Below are 19,210 nucleotides of genomic sequence, written 5' to 3'. Positions count from 1 at the left end.
ATTAGCGCAGAAGTACTGTAGACGCTTGATTAAACTGTTCGTAATTTGAAACTATTATTTGATCACCCTCTTCCAGGCCGCTGAGAATTTCGACTTCTCGGATGCTAGTTGCGCCAATCTGAATGTCTATTCGCTCGGCCAGATCACCGGTAACTAAATAGGCCGTTGCGCCTCCTGCTTGAAGAAAACTCCCACGTTCTACCTTGAGTACATCACTTTTGTTCTCTAACAATATTCGTGCTGACACCTGCTGATTTTGACGAATTGATTGCACGCTGTTTTCAGGGAAGCGTACCCTTGCAATAACTTGCCTATCGACAACTTCTGGGGATATTGAAGCCAGTGTGCCAATCACTTTTTGGACACCCACTTTTAATTCAACACTCATCCCTAACCCCAACTCATTTGCGTAGCTTTCAGCAACATTTAGCTCAGCTTCATAAGCCGTTAAATCTACCAATTTCATTAATGGCTCATTTTTGGCCACAAGCGCATTCGGCTGAATCAGTACATTCCCCACGACACCAGACACGCTGGCTTTAATAGTTAAATCGGCAAGTTGGCGGGTAAGGTCATCAACAACTAGAGCTTGCCTGGCGACCTTCTCTTTCGTGGTCTTAAGCTCAAAGGCTAACGTGTCTGTTGCTAGTTCAATTTCACTAATGGCGTGCTTATAAGTCACTTGTGCTTTGGCTAAATTATCTAGCGCCTCTTCTAAATCTATCTGGCTTATGAGGTGATCTTTAATTGACAATTTTGCTCTTTTTTCTTCTCGCTGGGCGGCAACCAATTCTACGTTAGCAATATCAGCTTGTTTGTTTAATAACAGTGCCTGTCTACGTACATCAAGCTCTTGCCTAGCAAGATCACTTTTCAAGCTTGCTAGCGCGGATTGCTCTTGCTTCATAGTATTCTGCAGTTCGGGAGAATCGACTATTGCTACAATATCCCCTTTTTCTACCGAGTCTCCGGGCTTTACTTTTAAAAGTACATAGCCCTGCTCAGGGCTATACAATTGCGGGGCATTTGAAGCGATTATTCTGCCAGTGGTGACGATATCCCTAATCAGTTCGCCTTTTGTTACTACACTGAATTTTAGCGAATCACGACTGCTAGATAGACCGGCGGTTGAGCTAGAAAAAAGAAAAAAATATCCGAAGACACCCACTATTAAGAGTATAGCTAAGACACCCACCCATTTTTTTCGCGACGGCTGCGTTACAACAACGGTATCCTGACTACTAGTATCCTGAATCATAAGACATCCTCATGACTTACTGACTCAAAATTAGCGAGCAACACTACAATAATAAAAATAACAATAGGTAGGCTGATAAAGTGAAAAAGCAACATATTCATCTAGTTTCTGTTAGGAGTGTAAACTAGTACTACGAATAACGCGCCAAAAGTTAACTGAATGATTAATAATGACTTTATTAGATAAACGGTTATTAAAGTGTCCGAACGGACACTTTTTTCTGTCCGGTTATACTGTGCGGACGGGTTGGTTAAATGTGGCGTTTAATATCAGAAGAATTACTGAGGTTACTAAAAAACAGGCATTAACTCCCTCAGTACTTATTGATTTGAATTACATAAGTTGGGATAGCGAATTCAAGTTCAGCAGGCTAATTGAGGGCTCAATCCAGTTTTTCGTTTTACCAGTGCCAAGCTTATCTTACTGGAGAAGTTACTCTCAATAGAGCTTACAACGGCTGACCAATCTGTTTGTGTTAAACCAGTACGGGATAAAATAGGCTCGCAATTTCGCGGGATCGCTCCTTTGATGTTACTTCTTAGCTGTCTACCGGTTTGATCGACTAACTGCAAATAATCATCTAACCGAAAAGGTAAGCCTTTTACCTTACTATCTTGTGAATCACCAATAAATGGAAGTAACTCTTGGGGTTGTTTATTCTTTTTCGCCTTTGCTATACGACGCTTCACACTGGTATACATGGACTTTTCAGGCGTATTCGCATTACTAGCTCTAATGGGGTTTAAGTCAACATAGGCCATACAGGCCAATAACGCTGATTCATCTAGTAAAGCCTGAGACTTAAACCTCCCTTCCCAAAAGCGCCCTGTGCATTCATCCTCCTTGTTTGCTTTTCTCGCAATAAACTCATTAAGAAGCCGCATGAACCAACTGATATCGTATAAACGCTTTCTATACATCTCCACACAAGATAGTACCGTTTTCACTTGCGCTTCAGAGAGGCCAGGCCTCTGTTCTTTATTCATAAATTGACGAGTGAGCAAAGTTCCATTGTGAAGAGTATGCCACCGACTCAGAACTTCCTCAGGGCTCATTGCAAGCGCATGCCCCTTATCAACACGCAATACAGTATGGGTATGGTTGCTCATTACTGCATAAGCGCAAACATCGATTGCAAAAACACTTGCGAGCTTAAGCAGCCGATTCTCAACCCATTGCCTTCTGTGCTCGTAGCTTCTTCCGCTAAACTTGTCTTTACCGCATAGAAATGCTCTTCGCACACAACGAGAAACGCAATGATAGTAAGGAGTGTCTTCTAAACATATTAGTGACTTACGAGGACGCGGCATGCTTAAATTTTGGTGTGGATATTTGATGCTTATAGTGGATTAATACGCAAGAAAGAAAAACCGAACCTTGGGATAGTTTTTCTACCTGCTTCGGGTTAATTGATTAAGTTTCGCCTTATGTGGGTTTCTTCTCACCCCTTTCTCGCCGAGTGAACCAAAAAACTTGGACACCCATTAATGTCCAAGATTTGGAAATCTGTGAGTGTCCAAATTTATTAAGTGGGTGTCTATGTTGAAAATGGGTGTCTGCATTTCTAGCTAAACAACTTCATGAACCAGCCTTTGCTTAGCTCTTCTTCGCAGGTTTTAAGCTGGGTTGCGTAGCGTAATGATCGTGCTTTTACTTTAGATGCAACCTTCTTCAGCCAAGGTTTGCGGTCGTAACTTCTACGTTTATAGCCACCCCAGCCTTCATGGTAATTCAAGTATTGGGCGTAAGCATCCCACTTCGAAATACCATTCACCTTTTGAGACTTATAGATAAACCAGCCCATGAAGTCGATAGCATCTTCGAAATCGTCGCGGTCAGCGCCGCTGTTGTCGGTTTCGCGCATATAGTCAGCCCATGTGGGTGTCTTAGCTTGCGAATAGCCATAAGCGGAGCTTACTCTGCCCCAAGGGACTAAGCCGAAAAATACGTAATCACGGGGAGGCAAGGCATCGTGGCGAAAGGAGCTTTCTTGATACATCATCGCCATAGGCACATGAATTGGCACACCCCATTTATCACGCGCGTCGGCTGCTGCATCGTACCAATCATCTTTCTCAAAGAAGATTTCGCACAAATTACTGCTGTCTTTCGGTGGTGTTGTAGCGCATCCAGCGATAAACAGCGGAAAAAGCACGACCAAACTTGATAAAAAAATGCACAACGGTTTGAACTTTTGATGCATAGCTTGTCTTAACTTATGTTCTAGTAAAATGTGTGTTTCCCTGGAACCTTCAACGCCTGATTTCTATCAGGCGTTTTTTTTTGCTAACGGTTCGTTGAAATAATCACGAATAAAGCTATCGAAGTCTTTGGTATCTGCAGCTTCCACATCCGCTTGCGCAGCTAACGACGTCTCAGCAGCCTCTGTAAACATAGCTTCCGTAGTTTGCTGATAAGCGAACCCTTTCATCTGCTCTTGATAACGTGCAGCTAACTCTAGGCCGTAAACACCATTATCTTTGTCATGTTTAAGCAATTCCTCTAAAAGCACGCCTGAAGGGGTTAGCCCTGGATTCGCCACTTTCATCGACTCTGCGGCAACCGCGTCACTATATCGCGTTGTGTCATTTGCCAAGTCGAGTATCTCTGCCACTTGCTCAAACTCGTCAAACAATGATGAAGCCCACGCCGTTAATGTTGTTTCCTCATTATCGCGAATAAGCGCCAAATTAGGTTTTCTGCCTTCTAATACCACTCTATTCATGTTGTCTTTAGCTTCATTTAACTGCGCTTCGTCTAACTCCGCACTAGGCTTCAATAAACAGGTCAACAAGAACACATCAAGAAAATCAAATTGGGTTTGGCTAATACCAATTGGCGAAAAGGGATTTACATCTAACGCACGCACTTCAATGTAGCTGATGCCACGTTTTACCAGGGCATCGGTAGGCTTTTCCATCGATTGCGTAGGTTGCTTGGGGCGTATCGGCGAATACAGCTCGTTCTCAATCTGTAAAATATTACGGCTGAGCTGCTGATAGTTACCACCGTCGCCAGCAGCAAAGCTACTAAAACGATTGGACGGCGTATCCATAGCGCCACGAAGTAAGCGAACATAATTATCTAACTGGTTATAGCAGATTTTAAGCGATGACTGCTCAGCACTGGTATATCCCAAGTCACTCATTCTTAGAGAGGTAGCATACGGCATGTAATACGTGCCCTTACCGACTTTTTCAAACGGCAATGCGTGTTCTTTTCCTTTTAAAAACGAGCTACACAACGCAGGCGAAGCGCCATATAGATAAGGAATTATCCAGCAGTAGCGACGGTAGTTTCTGATCAATGAAAAGTAGTCGGCTGATGTCTGATCTTGGCTATGCTCAGTACCATTAAGCTCAGCCCATTGCTTCCAGAAATCATCAGAGAAAGAAAAGTTAAAATGCACACCAGCAATCGCCTGCATCATACTGCCGTAGCGGTTTTTTAACCCAATTCGATATACACGCTTCATTTTGCCAATATTTGACTCGCCAAAATAAGCAATAGGGATATGCGCTTCATCTTCGATAAAACACGGCATGCTAAGCGGCCAAATTTGCTCATCGCCAATATTATCAATGGTGTACTTATGAACATCTTGTAACTGCGTAATAGTTTTAACAGCGCTACTTTCAGGTGGCGTAATAAACTCTAACAACGATTCAGAAAAGTCTGTGGTTATCGTGTCGTGTGTTAACGCTGAACCTAACGCTTTGGGATGAGGCTCTTGCGACAGAGCACCGTTTGGCTTAATTCGTAACGCTTCACGCTCAACACCGCGCTTTATTTGCGTGAGTGCCGATAAAAATTCAGGTGATTTAAGCGCAGCCAAACGCTTGTTGAAACACGTTGAGTTTACAGTCAATGTTCATATCCATGGATGAGTTGTTCCCCACAAAATGGGGAACAACGTATTAAATTCAAGTCACCATTACTGATAACTTGCTATCAGGCACTTAGTTTATCTGTTCTCTACTATTGGTATCTACCGATAATTCGATGATCGGCATATTTAACGACTCCAGTTGCTCAAGAATCGCATTTTTATCGCCAACAACGATAACTTGCAGCGCATCTGTCGATAAATACTGCTTAGCCAGTGCGTTAATTTCGTCTTTGCTAATGCTATTAATTATCTCAATTTGCTCTGTTCTGTAGCCTTTTTCAAGTCCATAGCTTTGCAATTGACGAAGAAAGCGCGCCTTACTATTGGGGGTTTCAAACTCTAACGCATCGCTCAACGTAAACGCATTGCGCATAAATTGAATTTCTTCGTCCGTCGCCCCTTTGTCGATATACTGATTTATTTCGTTAAAGACTTCAGTAATACCTTCGGCTGTGTTCGCAGCAGTAAGATCGGTTCCAACTTCAAACCAGCCAAGGGTTTTGCCTCCCATAAACGCACTATTCGCGCCATAGGTAATGCCTTTATCTTCGCGCAAATTCAGATTTATCCGGCTATTAAAGCCGCCGCCTAGCGGGAAGTTCACTAAACGAGATTTAAAGTAATCGCCTGTGGCATCGAAAGGTAAGCTGCGTTTAACGATATAAACAACAGATTGAACCGCACTGGGGCTATCTACCAAAAACACTTGGTTTTTGTCGTAGGTAGGGAACGCATCATAATCTTCAAAGGTATATGCCTCACCTTCCCATTGCGCCACAAAATCTAATGCATCTACTACCGCATCAGAACTCATATTGCCAACAACGACTACACTCGCTTTACTCGGTGAATAGTACTGATTATAAAACTGCTTCACATCGTCAAGTGTGATGGACTGGACGGTTTCAATGGTGCCTTCATCAGGAAGACTTACACGATTATCTGCACCAAATAATACTAAATCTCGTGCACGTCGAGCCAAACTAGACGGGGTTTTCGCTTGCTGCTGCAAACCTTGTAGCACCCGCTCTTTCATTCGAATAAAATCATTTTGTGCAAAAGCAGGGTTGAAGAACTTCTCTTTAAGTAGTGCCAAGGTTGGCATTACGTTTTTGGTTAATGTAGACACATATACCTGAGAGTATCGACCTGCCGCACTAAAACGAATTGAGCTGCCTAACTTGGCAAGTTCGTTCGCTAATTCTTCATTCGTGTAGTTTTGAGTAGATTCATTCATCATTAACGCGGTGAGATACGCTGTACCCGCTTTACCCTCAGCGTCTAGCAACATACCGCCATCCATGCTAAGGGTTAATGTGACAGTGGGTGTCTCACTCATAGTCACCCCCATTACATTTACGCCATTGCTGAGTTCACGCTCCCAATAATCCGGAACCGTGACCACAGGCGCTTCGCCTGCTTTAGGCTGTATAGTTCTATCGAAACTAGATGCTGAAGATGTATATTCGTGCTCGTCTGATTCAGTCTCGGGTAACGTTCGTACAGGACGTTCAAAGGTTGGTTCTGCCGCTTGAAGTTGAGGCTGACCTTTAGGCACAATACTTAACACGACACTATTGGCGTCTTTAATATATTTTTTATACACACGCATCACGTCTTCAGCGGTCACAGAATTATATCGTGCGATATCTTCAGACACTAAATCTGGCGTTTGATAAAAAGTTTCATTGGCCGCAAGCGCAGTCACTTTACCAGCTACACTCTGTAAGCCAAATACTGTTGAGGCTTCAATACTACCTTTGGTTCGCGCTAAATCGTCAGCTTTTACACCGCGGGTTTCAAATTCAGTTAATGTAGCTTCTATTACATTGTGAAGCTCATCAAGTGACTGCACTTTGGCTGGATTAGCCAAGGCAATTAGTTGAAATTCACAGGCCAGCTCGCGGCACGGGTGTGACACTACTGCTTGGACAGCCATCCCTTCTTTCACTAAATTTTTATAAAATAAAGACGTTTTACCTCCACCTAGAATGTCAGATAATACATCTAGTGGTGCTTCATCAGGGTGACGCGCATAAACGGTTGGGAAGGTGATTTGTAGTAAGGGTAAGTGAACCTTATCTTCTAACGTCATATAGCGAGTTTCAGATAGGGTGACAGGCTGTGGTTCAGGATCGTTAACTTCAGGTCCTTTTGGAATATCACCAAAATACTGGGCTATTAATGCTTTGGTTTTTGCAGTATCTATGTCACCACCTATGGTTAACACGGCATTGTTAGGTCCATACCAGCGTTTAAAAAAAGCTTTAAGATCGTTTACATTAACGCGGTCTAAGTCTTCAACGTAACCAATGGTCATCCAGGAATAAGGATGCCCTTCTGGATACATAGCCTCGCCGTTTAGCTCGTGTCTTAGCCCATAAGGCTGGTTATCTACTCGCTGAGCACGCTCATTCTTAACCGTTTCACGTTGGTTTTCGAACTTAGTCTGGTTTACCGCTTCAAGTAAATACCCCATGCGGTCTGATTCAAGCCACAACACTTTTTCAAGCTGGTTAGCAGGCACAGTTTCGTAGTAATTTGTTCTGTCGGTATTTGTCGAACCGTTCAAACTACCGCCGGCTTCGGTGATCACTTTAAAATGCTGTTCATCTGCTACATGCTTTGAGCCTTGAAACATCATATGCTCGAAAAAGTGTGCAAAACCAGACTTACCCACTTCTTCACGCGCAGAGCCTACGTGATAAGTCACATCTACATGAACGAGGGGATCTGAATGGTCTTCGTGAAGAATAACCGTTAATCCATTACTGAGCGTGTACTTTTCGTAGGGGATAGTAACTGCGGAGCTATCGGCGGGGGTATCTACTTTTGCCCGTTGGCATCCGTTAAGTACGCTAATAGCAAAAACTGCAACAATAAGGCGAAACGCCAAACTTCCTGACATGCTGGATCCTTCTAGGTGGCCTCGCTTTTGTAATACATTTAACTCGCATCACACTAGCGTCTATAATAATACAACCGTTGAGACAATGGCCTGGGGCATACGTTTCATCGAAGACTACCAGACTTTTTAACGCTTTACTTGCTCTGACTTGCTATCATTGTATTAATTTGTAAAATTCTGAAATACACTGGCATAGAACACAGTATAAAAACGTAGTTAAAGGAACTTATATGGATCAGCCCGCAACAGTCTTAGATTTTGAATTTGGCATGTCTCAACTAAGTGGTAATAAAACACTGTTGTTAACCTTATTAAATAAGTTTTCAGATGAATATCGCTCAGCAAACGATGATTTACAGCAATTAGTGAAAGAAGGGAATTTCGACGAGGCATACTCTTTAATCCATACGTTAAAAGGTGTGGCAGGTAACTTAGGCTTATTTGCTTTGCATCACGCCAGTAAACCCGTTGAAGCAAGCGTTAGAAATGACAAATGCCTTCCTGATGACTACGCCAGTTTTTCTGCTCTTGTTGATGAAACCATAGCGGCTGTAGATGCACTATCTGCAACCCCTGTCCCCGCCGCGCCTGAAGCAAATAGCGCAGTTGCTACCCAAGCTCGTGAGCAATTTATGGCCGCATTAAAAGCCAGTGAATTCATTTCCCAATCGACACTTGATGAGTGGCTAAGCGTGCTTTCACTTTCTGCTGACACGAAGCAAGGAATTGAAGACGCGGTAGACGAACTAGACTACGACGAAGCCATCGCCCTGCTTGAAAAAGCCTAAGTGAACGAAATACCTATTTTAGTTGACGATGAAGATGTGCTTATCGTCAACAAGCCTTCCGGCATCGCCATGCATGACTGTGCTAATACTGCCAATATTGCAAATACCCAGAGTACTGGAACTGCTGAGAACATTAGCGCCGGTGAAGGCGCTGACGCCTGCGGTCTCAATAACATAGGTAGTAAAATAGATAGTAAAATAGACACCCATGCATTTGGTATTGTCACCCTACTTCGAGAACAAACCGGTTATAGCCAACTTCACCTTTGTCATCGCTTAGATACCGGCACCTCTGGCTGTCTGTGCTTAGCCAAATATGCCCAAACAGCAGCGCTTATTGGTGATGCCTTTGCATCCCGTCAGGTTAGTAAATACTACCTAGCCATTAGTGCCGACAAGCCGAAAAAGAAACAAGGTTCTATTGTAGGCGATATGAAAAACCGTCGCGGCGGCCAATTCATGCTTCTTAAAAGCAAAGATAACCCTGCAGTCACCCAGTTTTTTAGTCAATCAGCCAAACCTGGCTATCGCGGATTTATCGTAAAACCGCTTACAGGAAAAACCCATCAAATTCGAGTCGCCCTTAAGAGTGTGGGCGCAGCGATACTTGGTGACACACTTTATAGCGGTGCACCATCCGACAGATTACATTTACATGCCGGCTGGCTACGCATTCCCCTTCCCTCTCGCACTATTTCAGTGAAAGCGCCGATACTCTCTGGTGATTTATTTACTGATAGCGAAGTAAAGCGTTGGCTTACTGAATTACCTGAGCCAGATACCTTCAATTGGCCTGCGATTGCCTCTTCTTTACTACAGCTAGTTAGCAAAACCTAAAGCTTATGAAAGGTCAAAAAGCCAAGCAAGGTGCGAAAGGAACAGAAAACCTATTGGGTGAGAGCAAGTCGCAGGCACAAGGCAAATTTAAGGCTGAGCAGCTCGAAATAAAAAAAATCCACATTGCGGGCAGTGGCGCTATTGGTTCTTTACTTGCTGGGGCTGCAGAAAAACAAGGCTTACCTTACGGGCTTTACCCAAGAAACCCAGTGTTTCAAGTTAACAAAGCGAGTATAGAGAAACCTGAATTTGAGCCCGCTAAAACTGAGACACCCACACCCTATTTTGTAGAATGGACTGACGGCACCGAATACCCCATTAGGCAAATCAACAGTAACAAGCCACATCTTTCGCCTAGCGATATGTTGGTATTGCCATTAAAAGTGCACCACTTGAAAACCGCGCTTACTCAATGGCTGCCACTTATCGATAAGCGTACCCCTGTTGTGCTTCTACACAATGGTATGGGTGGGTATGAAATAGCAAAATCTATATTGCCAGCCCAGCAACCATTGCTGCTTGCTACCACCAGCCATGGGGCAATGAAGCGCACGTCAACTCAGGTTATTTACACCGGTGTGGGCAACACCCAAATTGGTATTGCTCCCCATTTGGTTTCACACAAACAACTCACTATGCCTGAGTGGGCGAAAAGTGTGTGTCACACTTTACATGCGCTACTTCCACCAGTGCGTTATCAAACTGACATCATGAAAGCGTTGTGGGCCAAGCTTGCTATTAACGTGGTGATAAACCCGCTAACTGCGCTGAATAATATAACCAATAGCCATATTGCTGGTGATCTGTTTGCGAAAGAACGTAAAATACTTTGTGAAGAGTTTGCTCAAGTGGCAAACGCATGTGGGCAGTCTTTTGATGCTATTGAAATTGAACAGCAGGTAATTAAAGTTGCTGGCCTTACCGGCAGCAATTACTCCAGTATGCATCAAGATGTGAAGAACCAAAGGCAAACCGAAATTGAAGCTATTAATGGTTACATTGTTAGCATGGCACAAAAAAAGGGTATTGAAGTTCCCCTCAATACCCTTCTTACAAAACAAATCACTGCGCGTTTAACATAAGCGCTGTAAGCTGTTTTTATAATTTATAACGCAGTATTTTATAACGCTACTTTATATAAAGTAACTAACGCATAACGTTATTTGCGCAGCTTATTCTTCTTCGGCGCCTTTCGACACTTCAGGTTTCATATGCGGGAATAAAATCACGTCTTTAATCGTTGGGCTGTCAGTAAATAACATTGCCAAACGGTCAATACCAATACCTTCACCGGCCGTAGGCGGCAAACCATACTCTAACGCACGAATATAATCTTCGTCGTAGTGCATCGCTTCATCATCACCTGCATCTTTCTCTTCAACTTGTTTAGAGAAACGCTTAGCTTGATCTTCAGAGTCATTTAACTCGCTGAAACCGTTTGCTAGCTCACGGCCGCCAACGAAGAATTCAAACCTGTCGGTAATGAATGGGTTTTCATCGTTACGACGAGCAAGTGGCGATACTTCCCACGGATATTCGGTAATAAACGTTGGCTGTTCAAGTTTCTCTTCCGCAGTGGCTTCGAAGATTTCACATAAGTATTTACCAGCACCCCAAATACCATCAACTTCAGGCTCTTTAATATGCAACTGTTTCGCCATGGCTTTAAGTGCATCAAGGTTCGCTTCTGGGTCGCGAATAGCGGCTTCATTAGCTTCTGGCCAGTATTTCAAAATGGCGTTGCCCATGCTTAAGCGCTCAAACGGCTTACCAAAGTCATACTGTACTTCTGAAACCACGTTTCCGTCGGTATCTTTAGTGGTGTTAGTAATAACACTAGAACCTAAAATATCTTCGGCAAGAGTACGCAACATGTCTTCTGTTAGGTTCATCAGGTCGTTGAAATCAGCATAGGCCTGATAAAATTCCAACATGGTGAACTCTGGGTTATGACGTGTTGAAAGCCCTTCGTTACGGAAGTTACGGTTAATTTCGAACACGCGCTCGAAACCACCTACTACCAAACGCTTCAAGTAAAGCTCTGGGGCAATACGCAAGTACATATCAATGTCTAACGCATTATGGTGTGTAACAAACGGCTTCGCAGTTGCACCACCTGGGATCACCTGCAGCATAGGCGTTTCTACTTCAAGGAAGTCGCGCTGAGTAAGGTAGTTACGAATACCATTTACAATCTTACTTCTGATCATAAAGGTTTTGCGCGTTTGTTCGCTGGTAATAAGGTCAACGTAACGCTGACGATATTTGGTTTCTTGGTCGCTTAGGCCATGGAACTTTTCTGGTAGAGGGCGCAGCGCTTTTGTTAGCAATGCATACTTTTCCGTGTTCACATATAAGTCGCCTTTACCCGACTTATGCAAAACACCAGCAACACCAATAATGTCACCAATATCTAACGCACCGTACTGCGCTTTAAGGGCTTTTTGGGTGTCTTTGTCTGCGTAAGCTTGAATGCGACCAGTCATGTCTTGAAGCAACATAAACGGGCCACGCTTAGCCATAATACGGCCAGCAATGCTTACTTTGTTACCCTGCTCTTGCAAGGTTTCTTTATCTAATTCACCGAACTTGCCTTGAAGTTCGTCAGCATAGTTTTCACGACGGAAGCTGTTTGGGAAGCCATTTGCACGGCACTGCTCACGAATTGCGCTTAGTTTTGCTCGGCGCTCAGCAATTAATTTGTTTTCGTCGGTTTGTTGGTCAGTCATAACCTATTCACTTTCGTTGTTCGGATTACAGCCCTGATTTAAGGCTGGCTTCGATAAATTTATCCAGGCCACCATCTAGCACGGCCTGAGTGTTGCGTGTTTCCACGCCTGTACGCAAATCTTTAATGCGAGAGTCGTCTAGTACGTATGAACGAATTTGACTTCCCCACCCGATATCTGACTTGCTGTCTTCCATCGCTTGTTTCTCGGCGTTTTGCTTTTGAAGCTCATACTCGTAGAGTTTAGCTTTCAGCTGCTTCATCGCCTGATCTTTGTTTTTATGCTGCGAGCGGTCGTTTTGGCACTGCACTACAATACCTGTAGGTTCATGGGTAATACGCACCGCGGAATCTGTTCTGTTTACGTGTTGACCACCCGCGCCAGATGCGCGGTAAGTATCAATACGTAAATCTGAAGGGTCTATATCAATATCGATATCGTCATCCACTTCAGGGTAAACAAACGCTGATGAAAATGACGTATGACGGCGGTTACCTGAGTCAAATGGTGACTTACGCACTAAGCGATGCACACCCGTTTCGGTACGTAACCAACCAAAAGCGTACTCACCCGCAATACGCAAGGTAGCACTTTTAATACCCGCTACGTCGCCATCAGACACTTCAATAAGTTCGGTCTTAAAGCCGTGGGCTTCACCCCAACGAAGGTACATGCGAAGGAGCATATTCGCCCAGTCTTGCGCTTCTGTACCGCCAGAGCCAGATTGAATATCAATATAACAATCGTTGGCATCGTTAGGCTGGGAAAACATACGGCGAAACTCAAGCTTTTCAAGTTGCTCCAGCAGGCCTTCTAGTTCTTTGTTGGCCTCATCGAAAGTTTCTTCATCTTCTGCTTCGACGGCGAGTTCAAGCAAACCTTCAACGTCTTCGGTGCCCTGCTCAAGGTTGTGAATCGTTTCTACAACCAGCTCTAAGGCCACCTTTTCTTTGCCTAACGCTTGTGCGCGTTCCGGCTCGTTCCAAACCTCGGAGCTTTCAAGCTCTCGGTTAACTTCTTCTAAGCGCTCTGACTTCGCATCAAAGTCAAAGATACCCCCTAAGCGCGTCGGTGCGCTCGCGGATATCTTTTATCGCATTGGTAACGGGGTTTACTTCAAACATAGTCCGCTTATCAACTGTAAAATAAGACCGCGGATAGTACCGAATTTGGACGAAATTTGATAGGGGCTTTGAGAAATAAAACAGTCGCCTGAACAGGTTTATTTAGCGACTTGGTAAGAATTTCATTAACCCGATAATGGGTGTCATATCTAAAAAAACAAATTCCAGAGTCCTATAAGATGAAGAGCATGGTTAGGACAAAGGCAAAATCTAGAATAAAAAGTTAAAAGTGTACGAACCTAGTGAGTGTATTTGTCGTCTTTAATAATTAATACACACTGTTATAGTGACATCGAATGAAACTGTGCTGCCATACTAACAACAAAATCAATACTTATCGTTACAATAATAGCCCCAAAAGCCGCGCCAAGATTAGTAACAGTATTAGTAAGAAAACGGCTACCATACGACATGGACTCTGTACTTTTTCAAGTGATGTATTACGTGCCCTACTGGATTTTTTGAGGGCCTTATTGAAAGGACTTATTGAATTAATTTTGCGGTATTTATGAGCAAATCTACAGCGTTAACTTTAGACATGATTAACCTGCTCGCACTGCAAGCAAAGCATGGTGATGACCATGCATTTAATATGCTCTACACGCACTTTTTCATACCTATGAAGCGCTTTGCGTTTGTGCGGGTTAACGACAATATGTTAGCCGAAGATCTTGTACAAAATGTGTGGTTAAAAATCAGTAAGAGAATTAAAACGCTTGACGATATCACCCTGTTTAGAAGCTGGTTATTCAAAGCACTGAAGTGGGAAATTTCTGACTCGGTGAAAAGCAGTAAAAATAAAATATTAGCAAATAGCGCTCATGAAGACGCTAGCGACTCTCAAGTAGCAGACCAAGCTTTGGACATGGGCCAGCTTATGCCAATACTAGCAGGCTTGCCTGCATCTGAAGCTGACGTAGTAGAGCTTCATTACTTAAATGGGCTTTCAGTTCAGGAAACCGCGCTTGCGCTGGATGTTCCAGAAGGAACCGTTAAATCACGGTTATCACGCGCAAGAGAAACGCTTCGCACTTCTATATACGAGGAATCTAACTATGAACTTTGAACAAAAGCTAAAACAAGATCTTAATAAGCAATCAGAAGAACTTGACTCATTAATGAGTGAAAACAAAAGTTTAGGCGGTTACCTTAAACTAGGTTTCAGTAGCAACATGGGCTGGGTGATGAAAGCAGCTTACGGCTTAGGTGTACTATTTTCTATTGCTCTTTTTTACACTGGCTATCAGTTTTTTACGGTTCACCAGAATGAGCAAGTATTCTGGGGGGTATTATTAATACTGAGCTTTCAGGCACAAATTGCGACCAAACTATGGATTTACATGCAAACCAACAGAATGTATATCTCAAAAGAATTGCGCTTGCTTGCCGCGCGTAATTCATGAGTTAGTAGCCAGCAATGAACCTGCTCGCTACGCTTTTAAAATGTCGTAAACCCTCTTTTTAAAAGCTAACTATTTTTTCGAACGATCAGTTCAGATGCTGTCTGGCTTTCTCGCTTTTTGAAAACCTACCCAGCCAGCCATTGCGCTTGCGCTGGTTAAGAAGGTGCCCCACGCCCAATCCACCACGGTTATAAACAGCGTAAAGCCTTCAACAATACTGTAGTTGGTTAGGTTATAAGCACCATAACTGGCGAGCCCAAGCAGCGCTCCATCAATACCTGCGTAGTAAAGTGGTTTATCTCTGTTCGCCACTACGGCTAATACAAAGACGACAAAACCATACATTAAATAGAACACCACCCAAGGCCAGGTAATATAGTTTTCCCGCAGTAAGGTCGCCATTTCAGTGGTATACCAATCTCGGGCTATCCAACCTAGCCATAATGCATCTAACACACCAAAGCACAATAAAATAGCCAGTATCGACAGCAAAATACTGGAAGAAAACGTAATAATTTTTTGTAGCATGAACTCACGTTCCATTCATAAACAAGCGTAGTTTTTCAGTGTGTCATGTCTATGAATAAAATAGCAATATGAAAAATTGGTGCCCTCACAACCCTAGTTCAATCTTACCGCTAGATAGCTAACTTTCCCTTCAGATGATTGGGGAAGAAAATATAAACCACCGTACAAAAAGTATTGAGTGCCATGTACTTTTACTGGCTGCGCATCTTCGGGAAGGACATCATAGCGCTTGCCTGCTTCATACTCGTTGGTTTCTGCTCGCGGCCACTCAACAGGAGCCTTCACTACGATATACTCACCATCTATGCGCTTGTAGTACACCCCCTCTACGACATAGTAAGTTTCCCCATCGACAAAAATAGTATCAGGGTGGTCAGGCAGGGTGTGAATGATGACACCAGGGGGTGGAAGCACTACCGTAAAATCGCCCCCCATTTTGCGATAATACACACCATTTCTATATCGATAGTCTATGCCTCGATGGCGGATAAAGGCAGCGTCTTTAGGTAAGTGCTTCACCCTATGCCCCGGCTCATATCGCGGAGATGCAAGCACGGCGACAGCAACCCCTGCCGCAATGCCAGCGCCGATACTTAGTGCGGCATTTCCACCGTGAAAGCCGCCACGAGCACCACCTCCATGCAGCGGCACCGCACACGCGCTTAGCAAAGTGATTGAGCAAATAATGGGTATTAAGCGTAATTTCATAAGTAGTTTCATAAAGTATTACTCCCAACAAATTAAGAGTACGGCGACTATGCCGTGCACTTAGTTATATGGGGGTATAGACCAACACAAGAACAGAACCACTTATGCCTTTACCTAACATTTACAAGGCTTACACCATTTACTCACTCGTCCCCGACATAGCGATATCTACTGCACTTTTCCCCATGGTTTGTTCACCTACATACTGAGGATCGAAAGCCGTTCTAGAGAATATCTTTCTGACTAAGGGCTCAAAGTGTGAGAGTGGTTTAGTTGGGTAATCAGGGTCGAATGACGACTGATCCCACTTTTCACAAAAATCCACACAAGCTTGATACCAAGGGTGATCTTTTAAATAGTCGCGCTCATTCGGATCGCCCCCTAAAAAGTGGGCGTAGTACACGTTTTGAAATAACCCATGCTGGTTGATAATCCAAGTTACTTCGGGGCGTACGTAGGGGCGCAAAATTGAAGCCGCGTATTGTGAGTGATTGTGCGGCGCTAAGTCATCACCAAGATCATGGATAAGTGCCGCGACTATCATTTCCTCATCGGCACCATCGGCTTCAGCACGAGTTGCTGATTGTAGTGAGTGTCCAAGCCGTGAAACCTGATAACCCGATAAGGTGTTCTCTAAATTTTTAAGCGCTTCCAATATTCTATCGGGCAAGCCTTTCGCGTATTCATCTTCATGTTTGGTAAGAAACAAATACTCTTCTTTTGTTCCGTCTTTCATTTGGCGAAATTGAACAGTTTCCATTTCTTAACCTCTCATTTCTGCTGTTTCTGCTGTAGCTTTGCTATTAACTATTTTAAACTCACCGTTCGTATTTTCTGCTTCGAGTTCATCCTGGATGCGAATAGAGCTTTGCTTTCTTTTAAGCGCATTGTAACGGCCTTTCGGCGCATCAATATCAATATAAGCGCCTTGCAGGTGACGTCGCCCCTCGCTCGGGTCGAACCCGGTGCGCCCATGTAATACGCGGGTGTTGTGGAACATCTGCAATTGCCCCGGCTCTAATCTGAAGCGCCATTCGTATTCAGGCGAACATAACAACTGCCCCAAACGTTTACGGGCTCGATGAAATATAATCATGTCTTCATCTTGTAACAACGGCAAATAGTCCAAGCGAGGGCTGTATGCGATACCCGTAATTCTGCCACTAGGGTCAGACTCAATCATGGTACGTCTTTCTATCAAATCAACATCGTTGTCGTAATAACGGTAACGAACAGGTACCTTGCAAAGCAGGGCGAAACCTTCCGGATCTTCCTTTTTCAGCTGTTCTAAAACTGACAAGCTATCGACCAACGTCGACAATCCTTCGGTAGTCTGATTTTCTAAACAATGCAGAAGTTGAATACCCGGCATGGGGTTACGGTAAGGGTTGTCAGTATGCGGCCCTAACGGCACAGAGCGATAGGCAAGATCGTTCGAATTTGGACGGGTAAATACCTCGAAGTACTTACCAAAGTTAGTTTCCCTTACATGCCCAAATAAATTTGCTACTTCTAATACCGCGTCGGATTCAGTAGGCACGTTATCAACAATTAATACGCCGTAGGTTAAAAATATTTCTATTCCTTTAATTAAACCCTCTTGTGATTTCAATGTAGCTAAATCAATATGAAACAATGACTTGTCTACATCGCTTTTCCACGCTATATCGTTAGGCGCACCGTCCCAAACATCGAAGTCGGCAGCGAACTCATTCAAATCGTACTCACCTGAATACCCGTCACTAAACGTAAGGTTAGCTAGGGTATTGTGCTTCTTTTCTACCTTGGTCAGCGACACATTTTCATCTAGCTGATGTGGGTCAAAAAAGCGCTGTTTGGTGGTTTTATCAAGATTTTCAGAATCTTGGCAACGCTCTCGAAGCCACAATGCGGGTAAAGGATAGTGTTGTCCATTTACAATCGCTGACACGGAAGCATTCGCTTCGTTGATAACATAGTCTATTTGCTGCACGAGAATCTCCCTTAAAAATCAATAAGAGAAGTATCAAGTAATCGTGGTTTATATTACAGTAGCAAAGCCTTATAGCTAACATGCAAATTAGTAATAATGAAAGAATCTGAGTTACCTACCCTTAACGGCTTATTGTGTTTTGAAGCAACGGTAAGACATGGCTCTATGACATTAGCAGCGGAAGATCTTGGTATTACACAGCCATTGGTATCCCAAAGAATTCGCGCCCTGGAAGATGTGGTAGGTGGTATTTTAATTGACCGTAGTAAGAAACCCGTTACCCCTACCGTTGAAGGGCTTAAGTATTACAACGAGTTAAGAGGCTCTACATCATCTATTCTGCGTGCTACTGATAATGCTCGTAAAGATTTTCGCGATACAAAAACAAAGATATCTATTAGTGCCTATTTTGGCTTTGCGTTTCACTGGATAATGCCTAGGCTACAACGTTTACAACAAGCCTTTCCTGTTTATCTTTTTGAAATCCAACCCACGAATAGCTTAAGCGACCTCACCACTGCACATGCAGATATATTATTTCACTTCTCATCAAAAATTGGTAAATACCAGTTTGAAAAGATGTTAATTCCCGAAGTGGTTTTCCCGGTTTGCTCTCCGGATTTCGCTATTAATCATGGTTTAAAGGCCGGCCAAATGCTTAGTGACCTTAGAAACCTTCCTCTACTGCATAAAGATGTAGATGATTCTAGGTGGTTAAATTGGCAACGCTGGGCACAAGCGTTAAATGTGAAGCCTTCTTCTAGTCCAATTTTATTTCGTTACAACAATTACCCCCTTATTGTTGAAGCGGCAATTGGCGGGCATGGTCTCTGTTTAGGATGGGAAGGGTTAATAAACCCTTTTATAGAAGATGGTAAACTTGTTGAGTTAGGGCCGCGATTAAAATCTGAAACTCGGGGATATCAGATTTGTTCAGACCAATATGCTAACTTTGCAATAGGTAATGTGATCAAGTGGTTTATTAATGAAGTAGAGCAAGACTAAATTACAAAAGGCTAGATTGAGAAAAAATAGAGGCGACGATTTGTCGCCCCCTCGCCTGAGC

17 protein-coding genes are annotated in these 19,210 nt (G+C 43.5%); 6 read left to right on the top strand and 11 right to left on the bottom strand.

All coding sequences use genetic code 11. The annotated features are described in order from the left end of the window. Position 1: 1 nt before the first annotated feature. The 5 genes from J5X92_RS01435 to J5X92_RS01415 form a co-directional block, all read right to left on the bottom strand. Entirely contained in the window at positions 2-1,258 is a 1,257-nt protein-coding gene (locus tag J5X92_RS01435; protein ID WP_013784993.1) for an HlyD family efflux transporter periplasmic adaptor subunit, read from the bottom strand. 362 nt (positions 1,259-1,620) lie between these two features. Beyond that, positions 1,621-2,568, bottom strand: coding sequence for a transposase (locus J5X92_RS01430; RefSeq protein ID WP_041452569.1), 948 nt, complete (start codon positions 2,566-2,568; stop codon positions 1,621-1,623). A 254-nt stretch (positions 2,569-2,822) separates the two neighbouring features. Further along, positions 2,823-3,461: a hypothetical protein gene (locus J5X92_RS01425; protein ID WP_013784996.1), complete on the bottom strand. Its 639-nt coding sequence runs from the start codon at positions 3,459-3,461 to the stop codon at positions 2,823-2,825. Between the two features lie 66 nt (positions 3,462-3,527). Then, entirely contained in the window at positions 3,528-5,126 is a 1,599-nt protein-coding gene (gshA, locus tag J5X92_RS01420) for a glutamate--cysteine ligase (RefSeq protein ID WP_208804322.1), read from the bottom strand. A 91-nt stretch (positions 5,127-5,217) separates the two neighbouring features. After that, positions 5,218-8,055 carry a pitrilysin family protein gene (locus J5X92_RS01415; protein WP_208804320.1) on the bottom strand — a complete coding sequence of 946 codons (2,838 nt, stop codon included), beginning with the start codon at positions 8,053-8,055 and terminating at the stop codon, positions 5,218-5,220. Positions 8,056-8,285: 230 nt separating this feature from the next. Between J5X92_RS01415 and J5X92_RS01410 the strand changes: the two genes are divergently transcribed. The 3 genes from J5X92_RS01410 to J5X92_RS01400 are packed head-to-tail and all read left to right on the top strand — an operon-like array spanning position 8,286 to position 10,762. Next, positions 8,286-8,843, top strand: a complete 558-nt coding sequence (locus J5X92_RS01410) for an Hpt domain-containing protein (protein WP_013784999.1) — start codon at positions 8,286-8,288, stop codon at positions 8,841-8,843. Then, a complete protein-coding gene (locus J5X92_RS01405; protein ID WP_208804318.1) occupies positions 8,844-9,680 on the top strand; it encodes a pseudouridine synthase in 837 nt (278 codons plus the stop codon). A 5-nt stretch (positions 9,681-9,685) separates the two neighbouring features. Then, positions 9,686-10,762, top strand: coding sequence for a 2-dehydropantoate 2-reductase (locus J5X92_RS01400; RefSeq protein WP_244360028.1), 1,077 nt, complete (start codon positions 9,686-9,688; stop codon positions 10,760-10,762). Between the two features lie 90 nt (positions 10,763-10,852). On the opposite strand, the gene lysS is transcribed toward J5X92_RS01400, so the two are convergent. Both lysS and prfB read right to left on the bottom strand, forming a co-directional pair. Next, entirely contained in the window at positions 10,853-12,409 is a 1,557-nt protein-coding gene (lysS, locus tag J5X92_RS01395; protein WP_208804316.1) for a lysine--tRNA ligase, read from the bottom strand. A gap of 25 nt (positions 12,410-12,434) precedes the next feature. Next, a protein-coding gene (gene prfB, locus J5X92_RS01390) for a peptide chain release factor 2 (protein ID WP_126871927.1) occupies positions 12,435-13,533 on the bottom strand; the annotation gives its coding sequence in 2 pieces (ribosomal slippage) (positions 12,435-13,457 and positions 13,459-13,533; 1,098 coding nt in all). A 508-nt stretch (positions 13,534-14,041) separates the two neighbouring features. Here prfB and J5X92_RS01385 point away from each other — a divergent pair. Both J5X92_RS01385 and J5X92_RS01380 read left to right on the top strand, forming a co-directional pair. Beyond that, positions 14,042-14,599, top strand: a complete 558-nt coding sequence (locus J5X92_RS01385) for a sigma-70 family RNA polymerase sigma factor (RefSeq protein ID WP_208804314.1) — start codon at positions 14,042-14,044, stop codon at positions 14,597-14,599. Next, entirely contained in the window at positions 14,589-14,936 is a 348-nt protein-coding gene (locus J5X92_RS01380; protein WP_208804312.1) for a DUF6768 family protein, read from the top strand. Before J5X92_RS01385 ends, J5X92_RS01380 begins: the two co-directional genes overlap by 11 nt. Positions 14,937-15,026: 90 nt before the next feature. Here the strand turns inward: J5X92_RS01380 and J5X92_RS01375 are convergent, their stop codons facing one another. The 4 genes from J5X92_RS01375 to J5X92_RS01360 form a co-directional block, all read right to left on the bottom strand. Further along, a complete protein-coding gene (locus J5X92_RS01375) occupies positions 15,027-15,464 on the bottom strand; it encodes a DUF2177 family protein (protein WP_013785006.1) in 438 nt (145 codons plus the stop codon). Between the two features lie 93 nt (positions 15,465-15,557). After that, the gene (locus J5X92_RS01370; RefSeq protein WP_013785007.1) at positions 15,558-16,184 is read right to left on the bottom strand and encodes a DUF6515 family protein; all 627 of its coding nucleotides are present in this window, start codon (positions 16,182-16,184) and stop codon (positions 15,558-15,560) included. Positions 16,185-16,311: 127 nt separating this feature from the next. Then, positions 16,312-16,932, bottom strand: a complete 621-nt coding sequence (locus tag J5X92_RS01365) for an HD domain-containing protein (protein WP_013785008.1) — start codon at positions 16,930-16,932, stop codon at positions 16,312-16,314. Positions 16,933-16,935: 3 nt separating this feature from the next. Further along, the gene (locus J5X92_RS01360) at positions 16,936-18,144 is read right to left on the bottom strand and encodes a TauD/TfdA family dioxygenase (protein WP_013785009.1); all 1,209 of its coding nucleotides are present in this window, start codon (positions 18,142-18,144) and stop codon (positions 16,936-16,938) included. Between the two features lie 96 nt (positions 18,145-18,240). Between J5X92_RS01360 and J5X92_RS01355 the strand changes: the two genes are divergently transcribed. Next, a complete protein-coding gene (locus J5X92_RS01355; RefSeq protein WP_126871928.1) occupies positions 18,241-19,149 on the top strand; it encodes a LysR family transcriptional regulator in 909 nt (302 codons plus the stop codon). Positions 19,150-19,210: the final 61 nt, after the last annotated feature.

This window comes from Alteromonas sp. K632G (genome assembly GCF_017653625.1).
Lineage (GTDB): Bacteria > Pseudomonadota > Gammaproteobacteria > Enterobacterales > Alteromonadaceae > Alteromonas > Alteromonas naphthalenivorans.
The sequence above is the reverse complement of the archived record's forward strand: the minus strand, read 5'-3'. Positions and strand labels throughout refer to the sequence as shown.

Coding starts and splice junctions, on each gene's coding strand:
- J5X92_RS01435 (WP_013784993.1), bottom strand. CDS start 1,258: ATGATTCAGGATACTAGTAGTCAGGATACCGTTGTTGTAACGCAGCCG.
- J5X92_RS01430 (WP_041452569.1), bottom strand. CDS start 2,568: ATGCCGCGTCCTCGTAAGTCACTAATATGTTTAGAAGACACTCCTTAC.
- J5X92_RS01425 (WP_013784996.1), bottom strand. CDS start 3,461: ATGCATCAAAAGTTCAAACCGTTGTGCATTTTTTTATCAAGTTTGGTC.
- J5X92_RS01415 (WP_208804320.1), bottom strand. CDS start 8,055: ATGTCAGGAAGTTTGGCGTTTCGCCTTATTGTTGCAGTTTTTGCTATT.
- J5X92_RS01410 (WP_013784999.1), top strand. CDS start 8,286: ATGGATCAGCCCGCAACAGTCTTAGATTTTGAATTTGGCATGTCTCAA.
- J5X92_RS01400 (WP_244360028.1), top strand. CDS start 9,686: ATGAAAGGTCAAAAAGCCAAGCAAGGTGCGAAAGGAACAGAAAACCTA.
- lysS (WP_208804316.1), bottom strand. CDS start 12,409: ATGACTGACCAACAAACCGACGAAAACAAATTAATTGCTGAGCGCCGA.
- J5X92_RS01385 (WP_208804314.1), top strand. CDS start 14,042: ATGAGCAAATCTACAGCGTTAACTTTAGACATGATTAACCTGCTCGCA.
- J5X92_RS01380 (WP_208804312.1), top strand. CDS start 14,589: ATGAACTTTGAACAAAAGCTAAAACAAGATCTTAATAAGCAATCAGAA.
- J5X92_RS01375 (WP_013785006.1), bottom strand. CDS start 15,464: ATGCTACAAAAAATTATTACGTTTTCTTCCAGTATTTTGCTGTCGATA.
- J5X92_RS01370 (WP_013785007.1), bottom strand. CDS start 16,184: ATGAAACTACTTATGAAATTACGCTTAATACCCATTATTTGCTCAATC.
- J5X92_RS01365 (WP_013785008.1), bottom strand. CDS start 16,932: ATGGAAACTGTTCAATTTCGCCAAATGAAAGACGGAACAAAAGAAGAG.
- J5X92_RS01355 (WP_126871928.1), top strand. CDS start 18,241: ATGAAAGAATCTGAGTTACCTACCCTTAACGGCTTATTGTGTTTTGAA.